Origin of the sequence: Rossellomorea aquimaris, from assembly GCF_020171925.1 — a bacterium.
Lineage (GTDB): Bacteria > Bacillota > Bacilli > Bacillales > Bacillaceae_B > Rossellomorea > Rossellomorea aquimaris_F.
The window spans coordinates 270,490-295,007 of the sequence record NZ_JAIVAR010000001.1 but is presented as its reverse complement, the minus strand read 5'-3'; the positions used below and the strand labels follow the sequence as shown (position 1 = coordinate 295,007).

General features: G+C 42.8%; 21 protein-coding genes. 3 read left to right on the top strand and 18 right to left on the bottom strand.

Annotated features, from left to right (window positions below; translation table 11 throughout):
• Nucleotides 1-41 precede the first annotated feature (41 nt).
• Both LCM10_RS01415 and LCM10_RS01410 read right to left on the bottom strand, forming a co-directional pair.
• Entirely contained in the window at nucleotides 42-701 is a 660-nt protein-coding gene (locus LCM10_RS01415) for a recombinase family protein (protein WP_224874043.1), read from the bottom strand.
• 13 nt (nucleotides 702-714) lie between these two features.
• Nucleotides 715-1,038, bottom strand: a complete 324-nt coding sequence (locus tag LCM10_RS01410; RefSeq protein ID WP_224874042.1) for a LysM peptidoglycan-binding domain-containing protein — start codon at nucleotides 1,036-1,038, stop codon at nucleotides 715-717.
• A gap of 158 nt (nucleotides 1,039-1,196) precedes the next feature.
• Here LCM10_RS01410 and lexA point away from each other — a divergent pair, with 158 nt between their 5' ends.
• On the top strand, nucleotides 1,197-1,817 hold the full coding sequence (gene lexA, locus LCM10_RS01405; RefSeq protein ID WP_224874041.1) for a transcriptional repressor LexA: 621 nt from the start codon (nucleotides 1,197-1,199) through the stop codon (nucleotides 1,815-1,817).
• A 94-nt stretch (nucleotides 1,818-1,911) separates the two neighbouring features.
• Here the strand turns inward: lexA and glnA are convergent, their stop codons facing one another.
• The 4 genes from glnA to hflX all read right to left on the bottom strand — a co-directional run bounded on the left by glnA (nucleotide 1,912) and on the right by hflX (nucleotide 6,389).
• Complete coding sequence (glnA, locus tag LCM10_RS01400) at nucleotides 1,912-3,246, bottom strand: type I glutamate--ammonia ligase (RefSeq protein WP_224874040.1); 1,335 nt, start codon at nucleotides 3,244-3,246, stop codon at nucleotides 1,912-1,914.
• A gap of 39 nt (nucleotides 3,247-3,285) precedes the next feature.
• Nucleotides 3,286-3,702: a MerR family transcriptional regulator gene (locus LCM10_RS01395; RefSeq protein WP_224874039.1), complete on the bottom strand. Its 417-nt coding sequence runs from the start codon at nucleotides 3,700-3,702 to the stop codon at nucleotides 3,286-3,288.
• A gap of 147 nt (nucleotides 3,703-3,849) precedes the next feature.
• Complete coding sequence (locus LCM10_RS01390) at nucleotides 3,850-5,118, bottom strand: aminotransferase class I/II-fold pyridoxal phosphate-dependent enzyme (protein ID WP_224874038.1); 1,269 nt, start codon at nucleotides 5,116-5,118, stop codon at nucleotides 3,850-3,852.
• Nucleotides 5,118-6,389 (bottom strand): GTPase HflX, encoded by a 1,272-nt coding sequence (hflX, locus tag LCM10_RS01385; RefSeq protein WP_224874037.1) that lies wholly within the window; start codon nucleotides 6,387-6,389, stop codon nucleotides 5,118-5,120. Before hflX ends, LCM10_RS01390 begins: the two co-directional genes overlap by 1 nt.
• Before the next feature lie 192 nt (nucleotides 6,390-6,581).
• Between hflX and LCM10_RS01380 the strand changes: the two genes are divergently transcribed.
• Nucleotides 6,582-7,190 carry a trimeric intracellular cation channel family protein gene (locus LCM10_RS01380; protein WP_224874036.1) on the top strand — a complete coding sequence of 203 codons (609 nt, stop codon included), beginning with the start codon at nucleotides 6,582-6,584 and terminating at the stop codon, nucleotides 7,188-7,190.
• A gap of 93 nt (nucleotides 7,191-7,283) precedes the next feature.
• Here the strand turns inward: LCM10_RS01380 and spoVK are convergent, their stop codons facing one another.
• From spoVK to LCM10_RS01330, 10 genes are all read right to left on the bottom strand, one after another.
• Nucleotides 7,284-8,225, bottom strand: coding sequence for a stage V sporulation protein K (gene spoVK, locus LCM10_RS01375; RefSeq protein WP_224875567.1), 942 nt, complete (start codon nucleotides 8,223-8,225; stop codon nucleotides 7,284-7,286).
• A 377-nt stretch (nucleotides 8,226-8,602) separates the two neighbouring features.
• A complete protein-coding gene (hfq, locus tag LCM10_RS01370; protein WP_224874035.1) occupies nucleotides 8,603-8,836 on the bottom strand; it encodes an RNA chaperone Hfq in 234 nt (77 codons plus the stop codon).
• A gap of 26 nt (nucleotides 8,837-8,862) precedes the next feature.
• Entirely contained in the window at nucleotides 8,863-9,822 is a 960-nt protein-coding gene (miaA, locus tag LCM10_RS01365; protein WP_224874034.1) for a tRNA (adenosine(37)-N6)-dimethylallyltransferase MiaA, read from the bottom strand.
• Between the two features lie 674 nt (nucleotides 9,823-10,496).
• A complete protein-coding gene (locus LCM10_RS01360; protein ID WP_224874033.1) occupies nucleotides 10,497-12,887 on the bottom strand; it encodes a penicillin acylase family protein in 2,391 nt (796 codons plus the stop codon).
• Nucleotides 12,888-13,016: 129 nt separating this feature from the next.
• Complete coding sequence (locus LCM10_RS01355) at nucleotides 13,017-13,550, bottom strand: MFS transporter (RefSeq protein ID WP_224874032.1); 534 nt, start codon at nucleotides 13,548-13,550, stop codon at nucleotides 13,017-13,019.
• Complete coding sequence (locus LCM10_RS01350; protein ID WP_412103354.1) at nucleotides 13,547-14,995, bottom strand: FAD-binding oxidoreductase; 1,449 nt, start codon at nucleotides 14,993-14,995, stop codon at nucleotides 13,547-13,549. Before LCM10_RS01350 ends, LCM10_RS01355 begins: the two co-directional genes overlap by 4 nt.
• A 234-nt stretch (nucleotides 14,996-15,229) precedes the next feature.
• On the bottom strand, nucleotides 15,230-17,122 hold the full coding sequence (gene mutL, locus LCM10_RS01345; RefSeq protein WP_224874031.1) for a DNA mismatch repair endonuclease MutL: 1,893 nt from the start codon (nucleotides 17,120-17,122) through the stop codon (nucleotides 15,230-15,232).
• Nucleotides 17,123-17,135: 13 nt separating this feature from the next.
• Complete coding sequence (gene mutS, locus LCM10_RS01340; protein WP_224875565.1) at nucleotides 17,136-19,772, bottom strand: DNA mismatch repair protein MutS; 2,637 nt, start codon at nucleotides 19,770-19,772, stop codon at nucleotides 17,136-17,138.
• 131 nt (nucleotides 19,773-19,903) lie between these two features.
• Nucleotides 19,904-20,539: a DedA family protein gene (locus LCM10_RS01335; RefSeq protein ID WP_224874030.1), complete on the bottom strand. Its 636-nt coding sequence runs from the start codon at nucleotides 20,537-20,539 to the stop codon at nucleotides 19,904-19,906.
• A 106-nt stretch (nucleotides 20,540-20,645) separates the two neighbouring features.
• Nucleotides 20,646-21,497: a hypothetical protein gene (locus LCM10_RS01330; protein WP_224874029.1), complete on the bottom strand. Its 852-nt coding sequence runs from the start codon at nucleotides 21,495-21,497 to the stop codon at nucleotides 20,646-20,648.
• A gap of 140 nt (nucleotides 21,498-21,637) precedes the next feature.
• Here LCM10_RS01330 and LCM10_RS01325 point away from each other — a divergent pair, with 140 nt between their 5' ends.
• Nucleotides 21,638-22,564 (top strand): VanW family protein, encoded by a 927-nt coding sequence (locus LCM10_RS01325; RefSeq protein WP_224874028.1) that lies wholly within the window; start codon nucleotides 21,638-21,640, stop codon nucleotides 22,562-22,564.
• A 48-nt stretch (nucleotides 22,565-22,612) separates the two neighbouring features.
• Here LCM10_RS01325 and LCM10_RS01320 read toward each other — a convergent pair whose 3' ends face one another.
• The gene (locus tag LCM10_RS01320; RefSeq protein WP_224874027.1) at nucleotides 22,613-22,990 is read right to left on the bottom strand and encodes a glyoxalase; all 378 of its coding nucleotides are present in this window, start codon (nucleotides 22,988-22,990) and stop codon (nucleotides 22,613-22,615) included.
• A 164-nt stretch (nucleotides 22,991-23,154) separates the two neighbouring features.
• Nucleotides 23,155-24,501, bottom strand: a complete 1,347-nt coding sequence (locus tag LCM10_RS01315) for an aspartate aminotransferase family protein (protein WP_263621352.1) — start codon at nucleotides 24,499-24,501, stop codon at nucleotides 23,155-23,157.
• Nucleotides 24,502-24,518 lie beyond the last annotated feature (17 nt).

Sequence of the window (24,518 nt, the reverse complement as noted above, 5' to 3'; positions counted from 1 at the left end):
TCAATGAAACATACCGATATGTTACTAGATAACTGCCTCTATTACAAGGAATTAGTTTCATCCATCGTTTCCATATACTCTCTGAATCTCCTATGTACAGTCGCTTTCGAAATATTGTATCCAAAACCTCTCAAAGTGGCCGCAATTTCTGTGAAAGTCAAATCATTCTTTCGAAGACGGACAATTTCTTCAACAGGTACTTCGATTCGCTCCCTTCCCTCTTTATTTCCTTTATTCTTCAGATTCTTATACGGTCGAAAGCCTTTTTCAACAGCCCTCTTCATCCCTCTTTTAATCTTTAGGTTATGAAGCTTTCTTTGATATTCTTCCACCATGCTTACGATATTGATGACCATCGAGTCGGACTCTGATAGATGTAGCTCCCCATTATGAGTCTGGCTAATGATCTTAACCTCTTCCTTCAGTATACAGTGAATTAGAGCGATCTTTGCATTTCCTCTACCAATTCTTGTTTCATCCTGTATCAATACTGCTTCGATGTCATTCCCTTTGATCGAGTCAAGCAGGGTGAGGATACCGGGGCGGTCCAGTTCAAATCCACTCGCCTGGTCCTTAATGACTGCTTCGACTTCATATTGAAGCTCATCCGCAAGACTCAATAACTCCGCTTCCTGTCTTTCCAGTGAAGTTTCCTGTGTGTCTTTCTTCGTACTTACCCTGCAATAAATCACGGCTTTCATTCGTTCTCACCTTCTACTTGTTATTCATGGCAAGCTGGAGCTCCCGGTCAGAAAACGTTGTTGATTCAACCGGTAACACAAGTGACATGCCAGGTTCTATGCTGTATGAGATCAGGTCGTTCTCTTCCCCGACCCATCTGATGAATTCTTCCCTTGTCATAGAATAATCATCTTCGAATCTTTCTGCAATAGTCCAGAGTGTATCACCCTTGCCAACCTTGACAGTTTCATAGGACGGTTGATCCCCGTTTGAAAAAAGTAAAAAGCCGGCTGAAGAAAATGAAAAGACAAAAAGGATGATGATATATGAGTAACGATTCCAAATATGAGTTAGCATTTAAACATACCTCCATACGAATGTTTGTTCTGTTATTTGTAATCTCATTGTAATACGAACATTCGTTTGGTGTCAACAAAAATTCGAACTTATGTTTGTATCGACTGGAAAGACATGCTATAATGGGAACATAAGATCGATAATAGAGGTGCGTGAAAATGACTAAATTGTCTAAACGACAGCAGGATATACTGCAATATATCAAAGTATCAGTAAAAGAAAAGGGTTATCCCCCTTCCGTACGTGAAATTGGAGAAGCGGTCGGTTTGGCTTCAAGTTCCACTGTACACGGTCACCTAGCAAGGCTAGAAAGCAAAGGACTCATCCGCAGGGATCCGACGAAGCCAAGGGCAATCGAGATCCTCGACCTTGAAGAAGATGCGATCCCACGTCAAAAAGTAGTGAATGTGCCACTCATTGGTAAAGTAACGGCCGGTCAACCAATCACGGCCGTGGAGAATGTCGAGGAATTCTTCCCGCTTCCAGAGCGATTGGCACCTTCAGATGAACAGGTTTTCATGCTTGAAATCATGGGTGACAGTATGATTGAAGCAGGTATCCTTGACGGGGACTTTGTCATTGTCAGGCAGCAGCAGACCGCGAATAACGGAGACATCGTGGTCGCCATGACCGAAGAGGATGAAGCAACGGTAAAACGATTCTTCAAAGAGAAGGATTTCGTTCGATTACAGCCAGAGAACTCCACGATGAGCCCAATCATCCTACGAAATGTTTCCATCCTAGGAAAAGTCATCGGCGTTTATCGCCAAGTTCATTGAATGAAAAAGACGCTATGTTAAACATAGCGTCTTTTTTATTCACTCTACACACAGACAAAAAAGAGAGCCGGGGCTCCAGCTCTCTTTAATATTCTTAATACATTTGGATATATTGTTCTCTTTCCCAAGGGTGTACTTGTGTACGGAACATATCCCATTCGATTTCCTTCGCTTCCACGAAGTGTTCGAAGATGTGTCCACCAAGGGAGTTGATGATTACTTCATCTTTCTTAAGCTCTTCCAACGCAGCATGTAATGTTGCCGGAAGATCGATGATTCCAGCTTCTTCACGTTCTTTTTTATCCATAACATAGATATTACGGTCAATCGGCTTTGGTGCTACCATTCCGTTCTTGATTCCATCCAGTCCTGCCGCAAGCAGTACAGACATGGCAAGATATGGGTTAGCCGCTGGATCGACACTACGTACTTCAACACGTGTACTGATTCCACGTGATGCAGGGATACGGATTAGTGGACTACGGTTGCGCGCTGACCATGCAACATAACAAGGTGCTTCATAGCCCGGAACAAGACGCTTGTAAGAGTTTACAGTCGGGTTCGTGATGGCTGTGAAAGCAGTTGCGTGCTTGATGATCCCAGCTAGGAATTGACGCGCTGTCTCACTTAACTGTAAATCGCCATTTTCGTCATAGAAAGAGTTCTTTCCTTCTTTGAATAAGGACATATTACAGTGCATACCGGAACCATTTACTCCGAATAGCGGTTTTGGCATGAATGTTGCGTGAAGACCGTGCTTACGTGCAATTGTCTTTACAACAAGCTTGAACGTTTGGATATCATCACATGATTTCAATGCGTTCGCATATTTAAAATCGATTTCGTGTTGACCAGGTGCAACTTCGTGATGTGAAGCTTCAATTTCAAAGCCCATTTCCTCAAGCTCGAGCGCGATGTCGCGACGGCAGTTTTCCCCAAGGTCAGTTGGTGCCAAATCAAAGTAACCGCCATTATCATTCAACTCAAGAGTAGGTTCTCCACTTGCATCCAATTTAAAGAGGAAGAATTCCGGTTCAGGCCCAAGATTGAAATCAGAAAATCCTAGATCTTCCATTTCCTTCAACACTCGTTTAAGGTTGTTACGTGGATCTCCTTCGAATGGAGTTCCGTCTGGATTATAAATATCACAGATCAGGCGTGCGACCTTCCCTTTTTCCGCTGTCCATGGGAACACAAGCCAAGTATCCAGATCAGGGAAAAGATACATGTCTGACTCTTCAATACGAACGAAACCTTCGATTGATGAACCATCAAACATCATTTTATTATCCAATGCTTTCTCTAACTGACTGAAAGGGATCTCAACGTTCTTGATTGTCCCTAGGATGTCTGTGAATTGTAAACGAATGAACTTAACACCTTCTTCATTCGCCAGTCTAATCACATCTTCACGAGTATACTTTGCCATTTACGTAATTCCTCCTCAGATTTAATTAAAGGTTATTTATTAATGAAAAAAGCGTGACATATCCCCTTGACGCAAAGATGCCCGATTAAACTTACGGGAATGCATCAATTCGTTCCTCAGTAGTTTACGGAGCTGATCGTCTGAGAGGTCTTGCCTTGCCTTTTCTTCCTCTTGCTTGCTTGAATCAGATACTACTTTCTTTTCATCGATGGCAGATACAGAGAAAATTTTCTTGATCCCTGCCATGTTTACCCCTTGATCTAACAAATCTTTAACTTCTAATAGTTTATCAATGTCATTCAAGGAAAAGAGCCTACGATTGCCCTCTGTCCGTGCAGGAGTAATCAACTCATGCTCTTCGTAGTATCGAATCTGACGAGCCGTTAAGTCCGTGAGCTGCATGACAATACTGATAGGAAATAGTGCCATCGTTCGACGAATTTCACTTCCACTCATCGCGATTCCTCCTTTTCTTTTCCTTCATGACTTCATTATATGTAATGTCAGAAGTTCTGTCAATGAAATGTTAGAAAAACTTACATAAGAATTCAAACAAAAGGATAGTCATTGTTAGACTATCCAATTATTGTTCTATTATCCTATTTAGATTGTTAGTAAACCTTTTTCGAGTAGTTGATCGATTGCCGAACTTACTGCAATCTTCACGTGTGAGTAAGTCAAACCACCTTGCACATAGGCTGTATACGGCGGACGGATCGGACCATCGGCAGATAGTTCGATGCTTGATCCCTGTATGAATGTACCAGCTGCCATGATGACATCGTCTTCATAACCCGGCATATAATTGGGATATGGCGTAAAATGTGAATTGATAGGCGACGCAAACTGGATTGCCTGGCAAAATGCAATCATTTTATCCTTATCGTTGAATTGGACAGATTGTATTAAGTCGGTGCGTTTGTCCATTGGAGAAGGATTTGTATCCATTCCCAATTCCGTCAACAAAGCAGAAGTGAAGACAGCACCCTTCAGTGATTGAGCAACGACGTGCGGTGCAAGGAAAAAGCCTTGGTACATCTCTTGAAGACTATATAACGAAGCTCCTGCCTCTGCTCCGATACCCGGCGAGGTCATTCTGTACGAGCAGACTTCGACAAGATCTTTTTTCCCGACAATGTAGCCGCCCGTTTTGGCAAGGCCGCCGCCCGGATTTTTAATGAGTGATCCTGCCATCAAATCTGCCCCTACATGGCACGGTTCAAATTCCTCTACGAATTCACCGTAACAATTGTCCACGAATACGACGATTCCGGGATTAATTTCTTTGATGAATGAGATCATTTCCTCGATTTCTTCTATAGTAAATGATGGACGGTTAGCGTATCCTTTGGAACGCTGAATACCTACCATTTTTGTTTTCGATGAGATGGCGTTTTGAACTTCTGCATAATCCACTTTTCCATCTTCATCGAGGTCCACGCATTGATAGGATATGTTAAAATCCTTCAGTGAGCCGGTCCCTTCCCCTCTGATTCCAACAATCTCTTCCAACGTATCATAAGGTTTTCCCGTGATATAGACCAATTCATCCCCAGGTCTTAGCACACCGAATAAAGCGATTGAAATCGCATGGGTACCAGAAATGATCTGCGGTCTCACAAGGCCTGCTTCCCCCCCGAATACATCCGCATAAATACATTCAAGCGTATCCCTTCCTATATCGTCATACCCATATCCTGTCGAGGGGATGAAATGAGAATCACTTACCTTGTGTTTTTGAAACGATTTGAGCACCTTAAACTGATTACTCTCGGCACGCTCATCAATTTCTTTGTGAATATGCTGAATGGACTCTTCTACTTCATTTATGAGTGGCTTTAATTTTTCTCCATGCATTAATTGATTGAACATTACTTGCTTCCCTTCTGCTTCTTTTGATATTGTTTCAAGTTTCCGCTAATCTGGTGGTCCTCGAGATAATAGCCAGACACCTCGTACAAGCTAGTATCTTCAATGAACTCAAGTTTTTCCAAGATGGTCCCCCCTTTTAGCTTTGCAAGCAACTTCCCTTCATTTGCAGGGATAAAGGCATGATAAGAGTTCATTTGTTCCTTTACGATACTCTCAATTTTCTCTAGAATCCTTTGTCGATCTCCTTCGTCGATTGCACTGACTTCGATGTGGTCAAGTCCGCCGTCAGGGACAAATTCCGGATGGCGGATATCTTGCTTGTTGTACACCGTTATAGAAGGCAAACCATCTGTCCCAATTTCTGAAAGTAATGACTGTACGGTTTCTTCATGTTGGTGATAATCGGGATTGGAACTATCCACAACCTGCAACAAGAGATCCGCTTCTTTCACCTCTTCAAGTGTAGAGCGGAATGCGGCTATTAATGAGGTGGGAAGATCCTGTATAAATCCAACTGTATCGGTCAACAGGACAGAAAAACCGCTCGGTAAGATCATTTTTCTTGTCATCGGATCCAAAGTCGCGAACAATTGGTTTTCTTCAAATGAGTCTGCAACTGAAAGCCGATTGAATAACGTAGATTTGCCAGCATTGGTATATCCGACAAGCGCAACTTGGAATGCTTTATTTTTCTTTCTTCGCTGTCGATATCTTTCCCTGTGCTCAACAATCGTCTGTAGCTGTTTTTTTATTTCATTTATCCTACGATGGATATGCCTTCGATCGCTTTCAAGCTTGGTTTCACCTGGACCCCTCGTACCGATCCCTCCTCCAAGTCTGGAAAGAGATGCCCCTTGTCCGATCAATCTTGGCAGCAAGTACTGCAGTTGGGCTAATTCCACTTGCAGAATCCCTTCCCTGGAGCGCGCACGTCCTGCAAAGATATCAAGGATGAGCTGCGTCCGGTCAATGATTCTTGCGTCAAGTACTTTGGACAAGTTCCTAACCTGACTAGGAGATAGCTCATCGTTGAAAATGATGATATCAGGTTGGAGTTCCTCTTGAAGCAAGGCCAGTTCCTCCACCTTGCCTTTTCCTATATATGTACTTGGGTGAACACGGTCCCTCTTTTGAGATAGGGTCATGACAACTTCACCTTGTGCCGTCTCTGACAATTCTTCAAGTTCTTTCATACTATATTGAAATCGGAGGTCATCCTCATCAAGCTGACAACCGACCAAAATGATCTTTTCACGTTCTTCTTTCTTCAATAAACGCCCTTCTCTCTATAAGAATAATCTTATGAATTTCATCTTATCAAAACTCTAAGAAGAACTCTATGTTTAAACCAATAAAAAATGGTTGCAAACGCATGATTTCATGTTAGAATCAGTATGTTTGAATGAAACAAATCAACCCAATCACTATACATACAAAGACGGATAATGATAGGAGGTATACGGATGACTTGGGAAGTATTGAGCATTGTCGGAACCATTGCATTCGCTGTATCTGGAGCGATTGTCGCCATGGAAGAAGAATACGACATTCTAGGGGTATATATCCTCGGAATCGTCACAGCGTTTGGTGGAGGTGCTGTCAGGAATCTGCTGATCGGTGTTCCTGTATCCGCCTTATGGGAGCAGGGCATGCTCTTTCAAATTGCCCTTCTATCCATTACGGCTGTTTTCATCTTCCCGAATAATCTATTGAAACACTGGAGAAGATGGGGGAACTTCTTTGATGCGGTCGGACTTTCAGCATTTGCCATCCAAGGGGCGCTATATGCTTCAGAGATGAGTCACCCTCTTTCTGCCGTGATCGTTGCCGCCGTGCTGACGGGAAGTGGCGGTGGAATGATCCGTGATTTATTAGCTGGCAGGAAACCGCTCGTTTTACGGTCTGAAATTTATGCTGTCTGGGCAGTCATGTGCGGTGCCGCCATCGGACTCGGTGTTGTAAGTACGGCGATTGAATTGTATACATTATTCATTTTGACAACCTCATTGCGGGTACTGTCTTACTCATACAAATGGCGCTTACCAAACAGAAGCCTTCGGGCTCAGGGATGATATGCAACAGGCTGTCGACGTTAAGTCGACAGCCTGTTTTGTTGTTATTCGTTCTGAATTCTGGAAAGGAAATGGCTCCATGAACCCTTTCCATCAGTCAACAGTATTCTTACCAAATACGAGATCATTGCTTCTGATGGTGATCAAGTCATTCCTGCTATAACAATTTTCCATAAGTAGTCTCATCGCCTGGGTACGAATCGACTTCTCTAATACATTCCGGACATGCCTTCCGTTTGAGAAAGCCATAGGGGATAACGTATTCTTTGCAGCGTATAAATGGTCCCTCATTTTACGTTCTGCATCGGAACTCAATACGTATTGTTTCTCTTCAAGCATTCTTTTGCCGATTTCCATGAGCTGCTCGACAGAATAATCAGGGAAATGGAACACGAGTGGAAATCTTGACTGAAGTCCTGGGTTCAGCGTAAGAAAATGATCCATTTCCTTTGAGTAACCCGCTAAGATCAAGATGAATTCATGCTGTTTATCCTCCATGTGTTTAACCAGTGTATCGATTGCTTCTTTACCGAAGTCCTTCTCCCCACCTCTCCCCAAGGAGTAGGCTTCATCTATGAATAAAATCCCTCCCAAAGATTTTTTGATCAAGTCTCTCGTTTTCTGTGCGGTATGCCCTATATATTCACCAACCAAATCGGCTCTTTCTGCTTCGATCAGATGCCCTTTCGAAAGAACATTCATCTTCAAGAAGAGCTTACCGATGATTCGTGCTACAGTGGTCTTTCCTGTGCCGGGATTCCCCTTGAACATCATGTGAAGAGCCTGCTTCCCTGCTTTCAATCCCATCGCTTCCCGTTTCTTGTTTACATATATCCATGCATAGATCTCTTTCACCATCTTTTTCATTTCTTCCATTCCGACAAGAGATCCCAATTCGTCTTCGATCTCTTTCAATGCCACATGCTCTTGAGGGAATGACTGTGAAATCGAGTCAGGCTTCAACGTATCCCTTACTGAATTCCTTTTTTGTGAATTAAGCACAATGCTTATTTGGCCATTATTATTCATTCTCATTGGTTGCTGTTCCAAATGTTTCACCTCACATTTCTATAGACATGTTGCGCTAGGAGGGCTTTTGGGAGACATACACCTATAAAATCTACGTATTATTAGTGAATTTTTTAAGTTGTTTACCGAAATGAAAAAAACGCAGAATCCTGTCATTTCATGCGCTTTCCCGAGAAATATACAGAAATCTGTGTCCTTTTATTAATGAATCCCCACATGTACAGCAGGATTCTCATATCATTCTATTCAGACTTTGACCTTTTCATTAGTTAAAAGTGATCTTTTTTTGAGAAGATTCTTATCATGTAATATACTGCATATAAAAAAAGCCGCTTGGATTTACCAAGCAGCTTTAGGAGTATCATTAGACACGAACTAAACGATTAATTGTTTTCTTCAAAATTTATTTGAACGTTGCGCTGAGGGGCAAATGTTGAAATAGCATGCTTGTACACAAGCTGTTGTTTCCCTTCACACTCAAATAGGACGGTGAAATTGTCAAATCCTTTTACATGCCCACGGATCTGGAATCCATTTAAAAGGAATACCGTACATAATGAATTGTCTTTGCGCAATTGGTTAAGGAATTGGTCTTGGATATTAATGGAATGTTTCATGTTTAGTCCTCCTCTTCTATCTCTACTTACTTATTCGACTTTAGTTGAAGCTTTCCTGCAATAAATTCTGAAATCTCGTTAATAATTTTGCCCTGATTGTTCACATCGGTTAAATCAAACCACGTTACATCCATTTTATTTCTGAACCATGTCAACTGCCTCTTGGCGTATCTTCTAGAATTCTGCTTAAGCTGCTCGCTCGCCCTCTCGAGACTCACGTTCCCCTCCAGATATTGATACATCTCTTTATACCCGATTGCCTGAACAGACTGAACGTCCTTCACGCCTTTGTCAAATAAGGTTTTCACCTCATCTAATAAGCCTTCTTCAATCATCAGATCGACCCGCTTATTGATTCTGTCATAAAGAGTCTGCCGATCCATCGAGAGACCAATGATTGCGGCATCATACAGGAGGTCATGGGTCTGCTTCTCCTGATAGTCCGTCATGGTTTTCCCTGAAGAATGAAAGATCTCCAATGCCCGGATCACTCTTCTTACGTTGTTCGGGTGGATATTACCTGCTGCTTCCGGGTCGATTCTTTTCAATTGCTCATATAGAGGTTCGATTCCATCGTCTTTGACTTGCTTCTCAAGAATGGAGCGGTATTCCGGATTTCCCGGTGCATCAGTGAACTGGTAATCATAAAGGACGGATTGAATATATAAACCTGTCCCACCGACAATCATAGGGATTCTGCCACGGGAATGGATGTCGGAGATTTTCTCCCGGACCAACTTCTGAAATTCCGCCGTGGAGAAAGAATCCTCAGGATCTTTAATATCAATCAAATGATGAGGAACCCCTTGCATTTCTTCCTCTTTGATCTTTGCAGTCCCGATATCCATGCCCCTGTAAATTTGCATCGAATCGCCGCTGATGATTTCAGCATCAAATCGTTTAGCGAGTTGAATACTTGTATTTGTCTTACCAACGGCAGTCGGACCGATCAGTACGATTACTTTTTGTTTGGTATTGTCTGACATACTTTCACTCTTTCTATGTAAAACTTCCTTTACAAATTATCGTACCATAATAGTTTATAATTTCACATCTTGTTAGTATATCCTTTTTCTCTTTTTTTAAACAAGGATGCACAGGACGCTGATGATTGAAGTGCTGGATGGATGGAGGTTGTTGACATGTTGAGCTCGATGGTACTAGTCGATCGAGGACTAATCCCCGCACATTTCTAGTTTTAATTGACCCTTAGCGTGAAAATCCGTCTGGTGATAATGTCAAAGTATTCAGAGTCGATTCGGCAACGGGTATCGGATGGTTGCAAGTGGAGTTAAAAAGCGGTTTTGATAATATATTGGGATTTTTGATAATAAAAGGTACGGTTTTGATAATAAATTCTATTTTTTGATAAAATATTCACCGTTTTCGATAATAAATCGACCATAATACAATAAGGGGTATAAGATTCAACTTGATATTAGGTGGATGAAGCGATCGTCAAGTTTAAAAAAGTGGGTTTTGATTAAAAAAGACAAATTTACGGTCTTAAAAAGAGGAAAAGTGGATGCTTTTTAGTGATTCGGATAATCAAACGCTCATCAACAGCCACCACACCTTCACACCATCTCATCAACACAATTCCCGCATCCCAAAAGAGAAAAACGCCCTGCCCTTTAAAGGACAAAGCGTTCACCAATCGTTATTCGGCCTTCAAAATTAACTTGTTCTTACTGTTTGAAGCTGATTTTGATAACGAAGTCAGATGGTAATTTCCTTCTACCCAGTCATCAATCTGATCGTCATACCAGTCACTCTTGAAATGTCCAGCCTGGCCTGGTCCTACAATGTGATAACCTTCTGAAAGGTCGGAAGCATCAACAACAAACCTCCAGGAGGCCCCATGATTGGCGATTCCTTCCTCATTATAGCTTGCTGCCTGGACCGTGACTCTACTACCTCCGACCGGAACGGGGTCTTTTCTGTTGAAGAACCACTCCAACACTGGAGAAGCACTTGAGATGGGATGTTGGAAATACACCTTATGATAATCCCCCCATTTCCATTTCTCCATGGATGTGCCATAAGTATTCTCTAATTCAGAAATGGATTTTTCAAATGTTGACTGTAAGTACGCAGCATGACCGCCGAACGGTTCAAACCAAGACGACTCTTTTCCATTATTCGCCTGTCTTAAAAGTTCATCCACCACACTTTGGCGCCCCTCGAATAAGTCCATCATCTCATCAGGGATCTCCTCTTGGAACATGTCCCTCGAAATGTGGTTCATCCAGGAGTGAAACAGAAGGGGCGCCGCCTCGTCCTTATCATCTTTATAATCCCAATCTTTCAGGATGGAAACTGCTTGCTTTTGCTGTGATGTTAAATCTTTATCATTGAGCGCGCTCAATAACCCAGGTACAAATTCTGCAGCGTGCAGATTGACTTGATCCATTTGGAGTTCCTTCATATCATCAATGGTCAGGTTGTCTTTCCCTTCCAAGTATTGGGCGATCCTCATATACCGGTATGGTTGTGCCCAATGATGGCTGATATGATAAGGATAGCTGTCATCGATCACCTTATTGTTGGCAGTCGCCACAAAGCCTTCCTTCGGGTTCACGACAGAAGGGAGTTCATCGAACGGAATGAAGCCACTCCACTCGTAATCAGGGTCCCATCCTGGCGCGGGCAGGAGGCCATCGCCTTTTTTGCGGACCGGGATTTTCCCGTTTGCTTTATAGGCAATTGTCCCATCTTGATCTGCAAAGACAAAGTTTTGTGTGGGAGTATGAAAATCTTCCAATGCCTGTTCGAATTCTTCCCAATCACTCGCCTTGTTCATATTCAAAATCGCCTGTAATTCAAGACTCGGATCCAGCGCCGTCCACCTGAGCGAGAGTGCATGCTCCTTATCTGACTGATGAGCAAATTCGGAAATGATTGGTCCATGTCTGGTGATCACCACTTCGTATGGAATCGCTTCCTTATCTTTCACCTCGATTGGTTCTTGAATCACTGTTGCTTTCTCCCACTCATCATCGTATTTAAAGAGGTATTGATCCTGTTCATTCCGTTTCTCCACATATAAATCTTGAACATCCGGCCCTGTATTGGTCACACCCCACGCAACCTTCTCGTTATGACCCAAGATGATCCCCGGGATCCCTGCGAAAATAACGCCACTGACATTCAATTCCGGTGCCTGTAAATGCATTTGATACCAAATGGAAGGTGTCCCTAGCGATAAATGGGGGTCATCGGCAAGCAAAGGCTTGCCATTTTTCGTTTTTTCGCCACTTACCACCCAATTATTGCTTCCATTGAACTCAGGAGGGATGATAGCCGATGCAAATGAGTCCTCCATATCAATGTTCACATTACCGATTGAAGAAAGTATTTCCGGTGCATCTTCCGGATAAGAAGGGAACAGCCCATACGCCTTCTCCTCTGGGAGATTTCTCAAAGCCCAATACCTGAAAGCCTGACCTTGCCAGTGTCCTCCCAAGTCGAATGCCATGTACTTTCCTATTGTCAACGAATCCACAGGGGTCCATCGCTCTGGTTTATATCCCAGGAGAGTAAACTCTACCGGAAGAGACCCATCTTCTTTTGCCTTCTCCATATATTGATTCACACCATCTGCATACCATTCAAGGATCTGTTTTGTCTCATCGGGATACATCGTATATGAAACTTCAGCAGCCCGCCTCAATCCCAATGTACGAAAGAACTTGTCACGATCGATCGTTTTTTCGCCTATGATTTCGCTTAGTCTTCCGGATGCCTGCCTCCTGCTCAAGTCCATTTGAAATAATCGATCCTGTGCCTGTATATATCCTTGTGCCATAAATAAATCCTTTTCATTATCCGCGGAAATATGAGGTACACCTTGATCGTCCCTTATAACCGATACGTTTCCTGTCAAATTCTTGACAGTGATTGTTCCGGTAGTCGTTGGTAAAGATTTCTCCACATACATATTCACTCCAATTAAAACGCTTACAAAAAGAAAAATCACTATTCCAAACGACCACAGAAAGATAACTGACTTCTTCTTCTTTTTAGGCTGAAGCTCTAATCCCCCATTCATTTAAATCCCCCTCGATCACCATGATTGAATATTCAGAAATCGTTTCTTTTTTTATATTGGCTATTAAAGTAGTAAATCCTGCTTTTCTCCAATAATTGTGTGATGTGACAAGGACAAATGGTCCTATCCTCATTTTCCATCATAATAGACAATCAGACATATGCCACTTGCCAGGAAAAAGAGAGAGCAGCCATAAAAAATGGTGCCGATTGTAAAATAATTCAGCATGTATCCAGTCGCCATGACAGCGATGCTCGAGCATAATGACGTCCAAAAATGATAGTGACCGATCAAAGCCCCTTTCCTATCCCCATGCCCCATTTCACTGATCACCAATTTCTCACTCGTCTTCTGTAAAGCTCCAAGAATGCCGAGTATCATCTGAATCAGATAGACCATTTCTATGGAAGTGATCGAAGGGATGACCAGAAAGACAAGGCTCATTCCGATTGCGTAAAGTATAAGAAGCCTTACGCCGCCGGAATGATCTGCAAGCCTCCCGATTACTCTGTGACTGAGGGCAGCACTCAACGTGAACAACCCATAAGCAAACCCAAATGAAGAGAACGACCTGCCGATATTCTGAATGAACAATAAGTAAAATGGGAACGAAACACTCGCAGCGGTCATCGCGAAACTCTGAGATATGACGAACCACCTCATAACCCATACTCCTCATAAAATTGATTGATGAATCTCTCCTTCGGATCAAGCTTCCTCTTCATATCAAAGAAATCATCACTATTTGGGTATGCTGCTCTCATCTGTTCTTTCGTCGGATATTGATAGTATGGTAAATAGTAGCTTCCACCGTGTTTTAACGTAATGTCAATCATCCCCCTGACTGTTTCACCAGTTTCAGAGATTTCCTTTTCACTTAATCCTTGATTGATCAGGAGGACCAATGCAAACATATCTCCTTTACTGTAAGACATTGCCGGCTCTTCATTCTGTTCGACATAGCGGACGGTGATATTGATCAGATTCAAATCCCGCTCCTGTAAATAGTTCTTCATGTCGTCAATATACACTTCATATTCATCGATTGGTACGAAATATTCCTGCAGGATATCGGTGTCATCTTTCCCCTCATACTCCATGAATTCCGATTCAGAGCGCATTACATTGTTCCTTGTTACAAGGTCCCCGTCACGTGATAGAAAAAAGCGTTTCTGCATATCCCAGAATGCATTCTTACCCCAATCGAAATCACGGGACAACCCGAGAAGGAACTTCGTTGTGGATGTGAACCTCTCCCCTTTTAAATCACTGTGCTGACTAAGCTTTTCCTGATGATCATCCACTAAATAATCTGTCACATACATTTCTTCAAAGAAGGTGTTGGGTGCTGTTGAAATCCTCGCAAGATGCATCTTGACATCACCATCCGATTGAACATCTTTTTTGAAATAATCAGTGTACCGTTCAAAAGACATTTCCCTTGTCCTCATCCTATACAGCTGATCCTCGGCCAGCTGAAGTTCCACATCCAGTATGACCCCGAACAGACCATAACCCCCGATCACCAACGGCAAATATTCACTGTTCTCCGTCCTCGATACTTTAATGACGCTTCCATCCGCCCTTAGCAATCTGAACCAATTGACGGTGTCGATCAATGATCCATTCCGGATGTCCCTGCCATGTGCGTTGACGGAAAGTGATCCCCCAATGGTGAATATGTTTTGAGATTGCATTACTTTTACGGCCAAACCATAAGGATTGACCGCTCGTTGGATATCATCCCAAGTGGCACCGCTTTGGACTCTTATCGTTCGATTACCTGGGTCGACATGAAGAATTTTATTATATGAGGTCATATCCAAAACGACAGCATCCCGGTAATACGTATGTCCTCCTTGACTGTGTTGCTTCCCTGCTATGGAAATCTTCAAATCTTCTTCATTTGCATGAAGGATCGTATTGACCATCGATTGTTCTTCCTGACCCTTCACGACTTTCTTGATTTTAGTAGGCATCAGTCTACCTACGTCCGTCATGACACTTTCATCTTTGTTTACGTTGATCATGACAGCAATGGATGAATAAGCAAGTAATAGGGCTAGAACAAGAAAAAAACTCTTTTTCTTCTTACGATTCAAGAACATTTCCAAAACCCCCAATCCATTCCTTTTAGTGTAATATTACACTAAAAATAAATTAATTCAATACCTTTTTCAACCCTCTTTTCATAAGAAAGACTAACGAGTCTAGTGGGCAAGCCGTGCTCTATTCGGTTTCAGAAGAAGCGATAAACCGAATCTAATTAACATAATAAAATTATCGTAACTTTAAAAGCGGTCAAAAAAAAGAAGCCCGTTTGACCAGACTTCTTTAATCTTCTACATGATGCGTTTAAACATTTTTTCCATTTCATAAGTGGAATAGTGAATGATGATTGGACGTCCATGAGGGCATGTAAACGGATCTGTCGTGCTTCTCAACTCATCGATCAGTGCAAGGATTTCATCATTGCGGAGATGGTGATTAGCTTTAATGGATCCCTTACAACTCATCATGATTGCAGCTTCTTCACGGAGTTTTTTGATATCCACCCTGTTCATCTTCAGCACTTGTTGAATCATATCTTCAATGGTTTCTTTCTCTTCCCCTGCAGGAAACCATTGAGGATGCGCGCGGATAATGAAGCTATTCTGTCCGAAGTCTTCAAGGAATACACCCACTTCTTCAAGTGCCGCACGATTTTCGTTGATTTTAATTGATTCATCTGTTGAATACTCCAATGTAAGGGGTACTAGTAGCTCTTGCAGCTCTTTTTCCACCCTTCCAACCTTTTCCTTGAAATATTCATATTTGATGCGTTCCTGTGCAGCGTGCTGATCGATGATATAAAGGCCCTGATCATTCTGGGCAAATATATAGGTTCCATGCATCTGTCCCACTGGATAGAGCGGAGGCACACGAGGTGCTTCGGGGATTTCGGGTTCCATTGTATCCTCAGTAGATACTCTGTTTGATTCATGGTACGTAGTAGATGGTTTCCCACGATCATCGGATGCCTCTGCCTGTCTATCCCTCTGCCAAGAAAACGCATCTTCTCTTACTTCTTCTGGCATGCTCTCTTTCATTATGTCAATCTTTTCTTCTCTTTTGGAGGTCCAATCGCTAACCGGTGTTTCTTGTCTCCGTTCACCTTTTTCAGGTGATGGCCTGTGATCCAAATCCAAAAACGTCTGTTCAGACTTTGCTTTTGCGGGCCTTGGTACAGGTGCCCCCGAGGGAATAAGCTCCTTTCGTTTAAACACACGCTTGATTCCTTCTGTCACAAGCTCATTTAACTCATTTTCCTTACTTAATCTTACTTCCATCTTTGAAGGATGCACATTCACATCCACAAGGACCGGATCCATTTCAATATCCAATAAGACGATCGGGTGACGGCCAATCGGCAGGAGGGTGTGGTACCCCTCCCCAATTGCTTTTGCCAGCGCGAAATTTTTAATGAAACGACCGTTGATCATGGTGGAAATATAGTTTCTGGATGCCCTTGTCACCTCTGGCATGGAGACGTAGCCTTTAATTCGAAAGTCAAGTGTACTCACATCGATGGGGACCATTTTCTTCGCTATCCCGACACCATATATGGCAGCCAATACTTGAAGGACGTCACCATTCCCATTCGTATGGAGAAGTGATTTACCATTGTGAATCAGTTTGATGGAAACTTCCGGATGGGCAAGGGAAATACGGTTGACCACATCACTGATGTTCCCGAGCTCCGTATGGATGGTCTTTAAATATTTTAGCCGTGCCGGTGTATTATAGAAAATCTGTGACACCGTGATATCTGTTCCTTTTCTGGAAGAAGTACTTTCAAACGATTTGATTTCTCCACCTTCAAGCTCAATGGACGTACCTGGTCCTTCACCCGTACTGGTTCTCATCGTGAAATGAGAAACCGATGCGATACTCGGCAATGCCTCTCCCCTGAAACCAAGGGTTCGTATCCGGAATAGGTCATTTTCATCTTTGATTTTACTTGTCGCATGTCGCCTGAACGCCGTCTTAACGTCTTCTTCTTCTATACCATCACCATTGTCGATGATGCGGATGGAGCCTAATCCTGCTTCTTCAATATGGATTTCAATGACATTGCCATTTGCATCTATACTATTTTCCAAGAGTTCTTTAACGACTGATGCTGGCCTTTCAACAACCTCGCCTGCGGCAATTTTGTTAGAAAGCGAGTCATCCAGTTGAAAGATTTTTGCCACATTTACACCGCCTTTAGTTTTTTAACTTTTTTTGTATCCCATAAAGAGTGTTCATCGCATCGAGCGGAGTCATTTCCAATATATCGAGTTTCCTCAGTTCATCGATCAGTTTCTTTTCTTTTGCACCGAGTGCTGTTTCTTTCTTTTTATCCTTCTCCTTCTCTGATTGGAAGAAGGAAAGCTGTGCACTATCATCATGAATCGTGACGGAATCCATTTTACTCTCTCTCGTTGCCGCCGTTTCTTGAATTGGAGTGGTAGCATGATCTTCTTTTTGCCGCTCAAGCTCAGTCAGGATCTCATTGGCACGACGGATCAATGCTTGTGGGAGATCGGCCAGTTCTGCCACGTGTATCCCATAACTCTTGTCGGCAGCTCCCTCTTTTATTTTATGAAGGAAGACCAATTTCCCATTTTGCTCCATCGCACTTACATGGACGTTCTTCACTTTGTTTAACTCTTCTTCCAGAACCGTCAGCTCATGATAGTGTGTGGAGAACAAGGTTTTTGCCCCGATATTCCCATGGATATATTCAATGATGGCTTGAGCAAGCGCCATACCATCATAGGTGGATGTACCCCGTCCAATTTCGTCGAATAATATCAAACTCTCCTGTGTAGCATTGACGATTGCATTCTTAGCTTCGAGCATCTCGACCATGAACGTACTCTGGCCAGAAATCAAATCATCTGCTGCACCGATACGGGTGAATACTTGATCGAAAATCGGAAGCTCTGCCTTTTCTGCAGGAACATAACATCCGATTTGAGCCAGGATTGAAGTCAGGGCGATTTGCCGCATATACGTACTTTTACCTGACATGTTCGGACCAGTTATCAAGAGCATTTCCCGATCGGCATCCATGAAGCAATCGTTAGGTACATACTCCTGTGCACCCATGACTTTCTCAACTACCGGATGACGTCCGCTTTTGAGAATGATTTTGCGTTCATGATTAAAAGTGGGCTTATTGTAGTGCCGTTTTTCACTTATTGTTGCAAAACATTGAAGAACATCCAGTTCACTGACGAGCCTTGCTAATTTCTGGAGACGAGGGATGAATTCCTTTACCGTTTCACGAATTGTCAAGAACAGTTCGTATTCGAGATCCACCGATTTTTCATCTGCCTGTAGGATAAGTGATTCCTTTTCCTTTAATTCGGGCGTAATGAAGCGCTCCGCGTTGGTCAAGGTTTGCTTCCGCTCATAACGACCCTCTTCCAAATGTTGAAGATTGGCCTTCGTCACTTCGATGTAATATCCAAATACCCGGTTAAAACCGACTTTCAGTGACCTGATTCCAGTCCTTTCCCTTTCCTTACGTTCAAGGTCAGCAATCCAGCTCTTTCCATTTTTGCTTGCATCTCGGTATTGATCCAGTTCTTCGTTATAACCTTCTCTAATGATGCTGCCTTCTTTAATCGAAAGAGGCGGATTTTCAACCAGGGATTGCTCCAATAAATCTGTGAGTTCATCACAGGGATCCAATTCTCTTACAAGCTGATCCGTAGCTTCATTTTCCATTGTCTCCACAAGATGCCTCAAGACCGGGATTTGTTGCAACGACTTTTTCAATTGTATGAGATCACGTGCATTTACGTTGCCGAATGCTACTCTTCCTGCAAGACGTTCCAGATCATATACTTCCTTCAGAAGTTCCCTCAAGTCCTGTCTTTCAAAGAACCTTTCCAGGAGAACTTCGACGACTGTTTGACGTTTATGAATCTCGTTCAAATCAATCAAAGGACGGTCGATCCATTGTTTGAGGAGGCGTGCCCCCATGGCTGTCATCGTCTCATCCAATAGCCAAAGAAGTGAACCTTTCTTGCCTTTGGATCTGATCGTTTCGGTTATTTCAAGATTCCTTTTGGAGTAATAATCCATTTTCATGTATTGATGTATTTGATAGGTCTCTACCTCTTGTAAATGATCCAGGCTCCTTTTTTGGGTCCGGAACAGATATTGAAAGAGTCTTGCAGCGGTCACCTTCAATTTATCTTGTTCAAGGCGTGCCAATAGATGAGCGTATGGAGGGTCGATCGTTGAGCCTTGCTCAAACGAAAGGGTCAATTCCTTTCTCTCATTTATTTTTGCCTTGAATTCATCATCGATGTCGGCAGGGAGGACGACTTCTTTTGCACCGATGGTTGATAATTCATTCAAAAGGGGCTGAATTCCTTCTGTGATCAGTGTCACTTTTGATTCACCAGTGGTCAGGTCGCTGTAAGACAACCCGAAAGTGAGGTCGCCAAATGGCGTCACGGAAGCAATATAGTTATTCTCCTTATCATTCAACCCCTTGGCATCCATTACGGTACCTGGAGTGATGAGCTGTACGACTTCCCTCCGCACGACTCCCTTTGCTTGTTTCGGGTCTTCTGTCTGCTCACATATTGCTACTTTGTATCCCTTTTCGACTAAACGCTCTATATAATTCGGTGCAGAATGATAAGGCACCCCGCACATAGGGATTCGTTCCTCGCTTCCCCCATCTCGACTTGTCAGTGTGATTTCCAATTCCTGGGATGCAGAAATCGCATCTTCAAAGAACATTTCATAAAAATCGCCTAAACGAAAAAATAAAAAGGCATCCTGATACTCTGCCTTCACCTGTAGATATTGCCTGATCATCGGCGTATATTGAGTCATGGTTCGAATCAAACCTTTCATGCTAAATCTGCTTTTCTCGACTACTCATTATATCACACCCACCAAAAAATGAATCAATAAAAAAGCCCCTTGGGATAAGGGGCTTTTGGTAAACGGTTCATGGGGAGGTTCTAAGATTCTCCCTGCTTTCCAAAGCTCGGTGAAATGTTTTCACTCGAAGCTTTATTCGCCTTCCTTGACGAATACAAAAATTTGTAAGCAATGAATGTGATGAGCAGAATGGCTCCTCCTCCGAATAGATAGTTTTGAACCGAGCTCATGATTGCTTGAACCGATTTCAAGTGACCGTTTTTACCGATGATGAGCATGATGAAGGTTACGGGGAAAATGCCCGTTAACGTCAACATGCCAAATTTAATCTTGTTCACCTTACTGATTCCTGATACATACGAAACATAATTCCCTATCCCGAGAGGACGTGAAAGAGCAATGCTCCAAACTCCGTACTTCCTGAACCATTTTTGAGCTTTTTCTACCTTCTTTGTACTTTTTTCACTTGTTTTGTCTTTGATCGCATGTTTCAATTTATAACCAATCATATACGGTATATAGCTGAAGATGGTATAAATCAGACTGCTGATGATGGCAAGTGTGATCAGCTTTCCCCAAGTAGGCTCCAAGAGGTAACCGTATGTCAATGTGATGAGCGCCCCTGGAAAAGGTAGAGAAGAAGCTTCCAGCGCATTTCCTGCAAACAAGCCCCACATCCCCAATTCCTTGATGACATTTATGATAAAATCCAACATGATCTTCTCCTCCACGAGTCGTAGTAGTACTCTATTCCCCATTTGCGGAAGAAAAAACTTCATGAGCATATCTTAGTTGGATGTTCCCACTTTTTAAAATCCAGGACTACCTCAACGAATTCCAAAGTGCTTTCCCATCAATTACCCATTGATCCTCGGGACTGTTCCTTCGAATGATCACTTCGATCCTTTTTACCGACTGTGACTTGTCCTTTGAGATCCACTTCATCCTTGCCGTCACATTTAGCCCAAAGATTCCGTGTAAATCTTCAGAAGGCAATAATGAAAGCTCAGTAAAGTCGATGTATTCAATTTCTTCAATCAGTTTTTTTGCCATGTCCTTCTCTTCTTGCAACAACACATATGACAGGAGATCATTATCGTGCTGATTGATTGCAATTTCCATGATGAAAAGACTTTCATATGGATCCATCTTGTGGACATACCGATGCAATTCACCCGCAGCTTTTAGGATCATCAGTTTATGAGCGAAATCGGGAGTTGGAGTCTTATGAGTTGTGCTCCCAAAAAAGTGAATGCAGAAGTGTCCAGGAAATCCATTCTGGAGGGCTCCTGCCCCGTGTGGCATCCCATTCATGGATGCCGGGATCAAACGGTCACGGTATAGGACAAGAATCGCCCTTCGATCCCAGCTCCATGTACCGTTATAGATTTTTTTCATCATCTTTGTGTCTTTATTTGTAATGGGTTGCACATCGGCATGCTTACTTCCCGCCCTTCGTTGCACATTGAAACTGAGCCCCGTCTCTACATCAATGACGGTAAAAAACGACTTATTCGGTATCATTTCATCGACAATCCCCCATGGCAATATCTCACTCGAGAAAGATGGGGATAGATCATACATGCTATGGCCTGCTGTCACCATCTCACCCTTCACTTTACCGTCCAAAGTGAACAACAGGAGAAGAATGGGTAGCGTTTTAAATAATTTCATGCTGAACCAAACCTTTTTTTTCTATAGTTTTCGAATGAATGAACATTGAATGAGAAGTAATTATTGGAAGAAACGGTGATTGTTTTTCTACATGAAAGTCAAGAACCGACTCATACTAAATTTGAAGGGATTGGTTTCAGATGCAGCTATTATCAAAACTCCTATTAGTCAGTTTTCTCTCTTTACCTGTATTCAAAGGGGAGTTGAATGACCGAATCGACATCTTCTTTCAGGAAAGCCCTGTTTATTCATACAGTAAAAATGGATTGTTTTTTAAAGAATTGGATGAACCTCTTCCTGATCCAATCATGATAGAAACAATCGTGGACGAAGTGGATAAAAAGATTAGCGTTCTACCCCATGATGCTTATTTGAATGATGAAAATACTATTGTTCAACAGGAAAATGGGTATTCTGTTCACAGGAAGAAATTAAAGAAACAGTTAGTTCAAGCGTTATTCACAAAAGGGAATGCCAAAATCGACATACCATTGAAGATTGACTATCCGAGGGTGGACAGTGAATTACTTTCCTCCATCCGGGCCAAACAGATTGGACATTACGTCACTTATTTCAATAACTTGAACAACGAGCGATCCAATAATATCAAATTAGCCGCTGCCAAAATCAATAACACTGTCGTCTTCCCGGGAGAAAAATTCTCATTCAATAAAGTTGTAGGAAAGCGAACGAAAGAAAAGGGATACATGAAGGCACCCGTGATTGTCAAAGGGGAGTTATCTGAAGATATCGGCGGAGGCATCTGTCAGGTATCGTCAACCCTATATAATGCAGTCGACTTTGCTGGTGTACAAATCGTGGAGCGTTATCATCACAGTAAAAGGGTACCATATGTGCCGGAAGGAAGGGATGCCACTGTCAGCTGGTATGGTCCCGACTTCTCATTTCGCAATACCTACACACACCCCCTCTTGATCCGGGCAAGAATAGATGGGGGACAGCTTATGGTTACCGTTCATTCTTCAGAGCTGGTTACTGTAAAAAAGAGGGACGTCCCTCCCTCATCAAAACATCTGCCTCCGGAATTCCGAAAGGACGAACATTGAATAGAAGAGTGGCTGGGACCAACAGGTTCATAAGTCCCAACCACTCTTCTATTCACTTTTTTCATATTCAAGGAATTCGATTCGGTTTCCGAACGGGTCGGAGACGAAAAATCGCGATCTCCCTTGGATTGGAGCATCGTCTTTGACTTGTACACCTTTTTCCACTAATGCATGGCGCAATTCCTCCAGTCCTTCGACAAGTAACCCAGGGTGAGCTTTCAGGGCTGGAACAAAATCTTTCTGAATGCCTACATGAATCTCCTGGGAACCAAACTCGAACCAGCAACCCCCTCTTCCTTGTAGGTTTTCTGGTTTGGGTATTTCTTTTAATCCTATCTTTTCACCATAAAACTCCCTAGCAAGATCCTCACTATGTTCAGGTGCCGCCAATTGAATGTGGTCAATCCGTTTGAACGTTATCGTCATGTCTTCCCCTCATCCCTTTACAATGTTTAACATTTCCATTTTACCATATCATTCAAATCGAGACGTTCTTTTTACACAGTTCAACAGGTTTCAGGGGTTGTTCAAAACTGTTCTCCTTTCTAAAAAAAAGAACAGCCGCTATTTGCAGCCGTCCCGATTTGTAATCATAATTGACTGATTCCCTCAACCACCGTCTCAACCAATAATTCGAGGTCTTCCACGTCGATTGTCAATGGAGGGGATATCGTCAGGACATTGTTATATCCCGCTACAGTTGCTCCGTTTTTCCCGATGATGATTCCCTTTTGCTTACAATATGCAATCACCTTATTCAGTTTATCAACCTCTAAAGGAGCCTTGGAATTCAGGTCCTGAACGAGTTCAATGCCAATCAACAGGCCTTTGCCTCGTACATCCCCAACAAACTGATGATCCTGGAGCTTGTTTTTTAACGTATTCAATACCGTTTCTCCAAGTTCCGCTGATCTGTTAAAAAGATCTTCCGTTTCCATGATTTCGATATTCTTCAATGCAAGCGCACAAGCGGCAGGGTTGCCCCCGAATGTATTGATATGGCGTAAGTAATCATATTCTTCAGAGCCTTTGAATGCTTCATATATTTCCCGTTTAACGGCTGTTGCAGATAATGGTAGGTACGCTGATGTTATGCCTTTAGCCATCGTGATGATATCCGGTTTCACATCATAATTCATGAATCCAAAAGGTTTACCTGTGCGGCCAAACCCGCAAATCACTTCGTCGACGATCAGGAGTGCACCATGTTTCTCACACACTTCTTTGGCTGCTTTCATATATTCGTCCTGCGGAACCAATATCCCTCCACCTGTTATGATCGGTTCCATGATCATAGCGGCGACGGTTTCACTGAGCTCCCACGTCATCGCCTGGTCGATGGCTTTCACACCAGGCAAATCATGCGGAGACTTCCCTGCCCATTCATCCCTGTACGAATCAGGAGGCGCAACATGGACGAATCCGGGAGCAAGTGGTTCATATTTATACTTTCTTTGAGCCTGACCCGTAGCAGCGAGGGCCCCCATCGAATTACCATGATAGGACCTGTATCTCGATATGATTTTATATCGTTCCCCTTCGCCCTTTTGCTGATGATATTGCCTTGCGATTTTAAATGCAGTCTCGTTTGCTTCCGATCCGCTGTTTGAGAAAAAGATGACATAATCATCGCCAAGTAGTTCATTGAGTTTTTCTGCGAGCTGGATCGCCGGCTGATGACTTTGGGTCAACGGAAAATACGCCATCTTCTTAAGTTGCTCGTATGCTGCTTCTGCAAGTTCTTGTCTCCCATATCCGACGTTCACACACCAAAGGCCGGCCATTCCATCAAGATACCTTTTACCTTCATTGTCCGTTACCCAAGATCCATTCGACTCTGTGACAATCATCGTTCCTGCGGGATTGTATGGCTTCATGGAGTGCCAAATGTACTGTTCATCCTGCTTCAGCCAGAGATCCTGATCAGTTTTCACCAATGGGAAGCCCTCCTTTA

Coding starts and splice junctions, on each gene's coding strand:
- LCM10_RS01415 (WP_224874043.1), bottom strand. CDS start 701: ATGAAAGCCGTGATTTATTGCAGGGTAAGTACGAAGAAAGACACACAG.
- LCM10_RS01410 (WP_224874042.1), bottom strand. CDS start 1,038: ATGCTAACTCATATTTGGAATCGTTACTCATATATCATCATCCTTTTT.
- lexA (WP_224874041.1), top strand. CDS start 1,197: ATGACTAAATTGTCTAAACGACAGCAGGATATACTGCAATATATCAAA.
- glnA (WP_224874040.1), bottom strand. CDS start 3,246: ATGGCAAAGTATACTCGTGAAGATGTGATTAGACTGGCGAATGAAGAA.
- LCM10_RS01395 (WP_224874039.1), bottom strand. CDS start 3,702: ATGAGTGGAAGTGAAATTCGTCGAACGATGGCACTATTTCCTATCAGT.
- LCM10_RS01390 (WP_224874038.1), bottom strand. CDS start 5,118: ATGTTCAATCAATTAATGCATGGAGAAAAATTAAAGCCACTCATAAAT.
- LCM10_RS01380 (WP_224874036.1), top strand. CDS start 6,582: ATGACTTGGGAAGTATTGAGCATTGTCGGAACCATTGCATTCGCTGTA.
- spoVK (WP_224875567.1), bottom strand. CDS start 8,225: ATGAGAATGAATAATAATGGCCAAATAAGCATTGTGCTTAATTCACAA.
- hfq (WP_224874035.1), bottom strand. CDS start 8,836: ATGAAACATTCCATTAATATCCAAGACCAATTCCTTAACCAATTGCGC.
- miaA (WP_224874034.1), bottom strand. CDS start 9,822: ATGTCAGACAATACCAAACAAAAAGTAATCGTACTGATCGGTCCGACT.
- LCM10_RS01360 (WP_224874033.1), bottom strand. CDS start 12,887: ATGAATGGGGGATTAGAGCTTCAGCCTAAAAAGAAGAAGAAGTCAGTT.
- LCM10_RS01355 (WP_224874032.1), bottom strand. CDS start 13,550: ATGAGGTGGTTCGTCATATCTCAGAGTTTCGCGATGACCGCTGCGAGT.
- LCM10_RS01350 (WP_412103354.1), bottom strand. CDS start 14,995: ATGTTCTTGAATCGTAAGAAGAAAAAGAGTTTTTTTCTTGTTCTAGCC.
- mutS (WP_224875565.1), bottom strand. CDS start 19,772: ATGACTCAATATACGCCGATGATCAGGCAATATCTACAGGTGAAGGCA.
- LCM10_RS01335 (WP_224874030.1), bottom strand. CDS start 20,539: ATGTTGGATTTTATCATAAATGTCATCAAGGAATTGGGGATGTGGGGC.
- LCM10_RS01330 (WP_224874029.1), bottom strand. CDS start 21,497: ATGAAATTATTTAAAACGCTACCCATTCTTCTCCTGTTGTTCACTTTG.
- LCM10_RS01325 (WP_224874028.1), top strand. CDS start 21,638: ATGCAGCTATTATCAAAACTCCTATTAGTCAGTTTTCTCTCTTTACCT.
- LCM10_RS01320 (WP_224874027.1), bottom strand. CDS start 22,990: ATGACGATAACGTTCAAACGGATTGACCACATTCAATTGGCGGCACCT.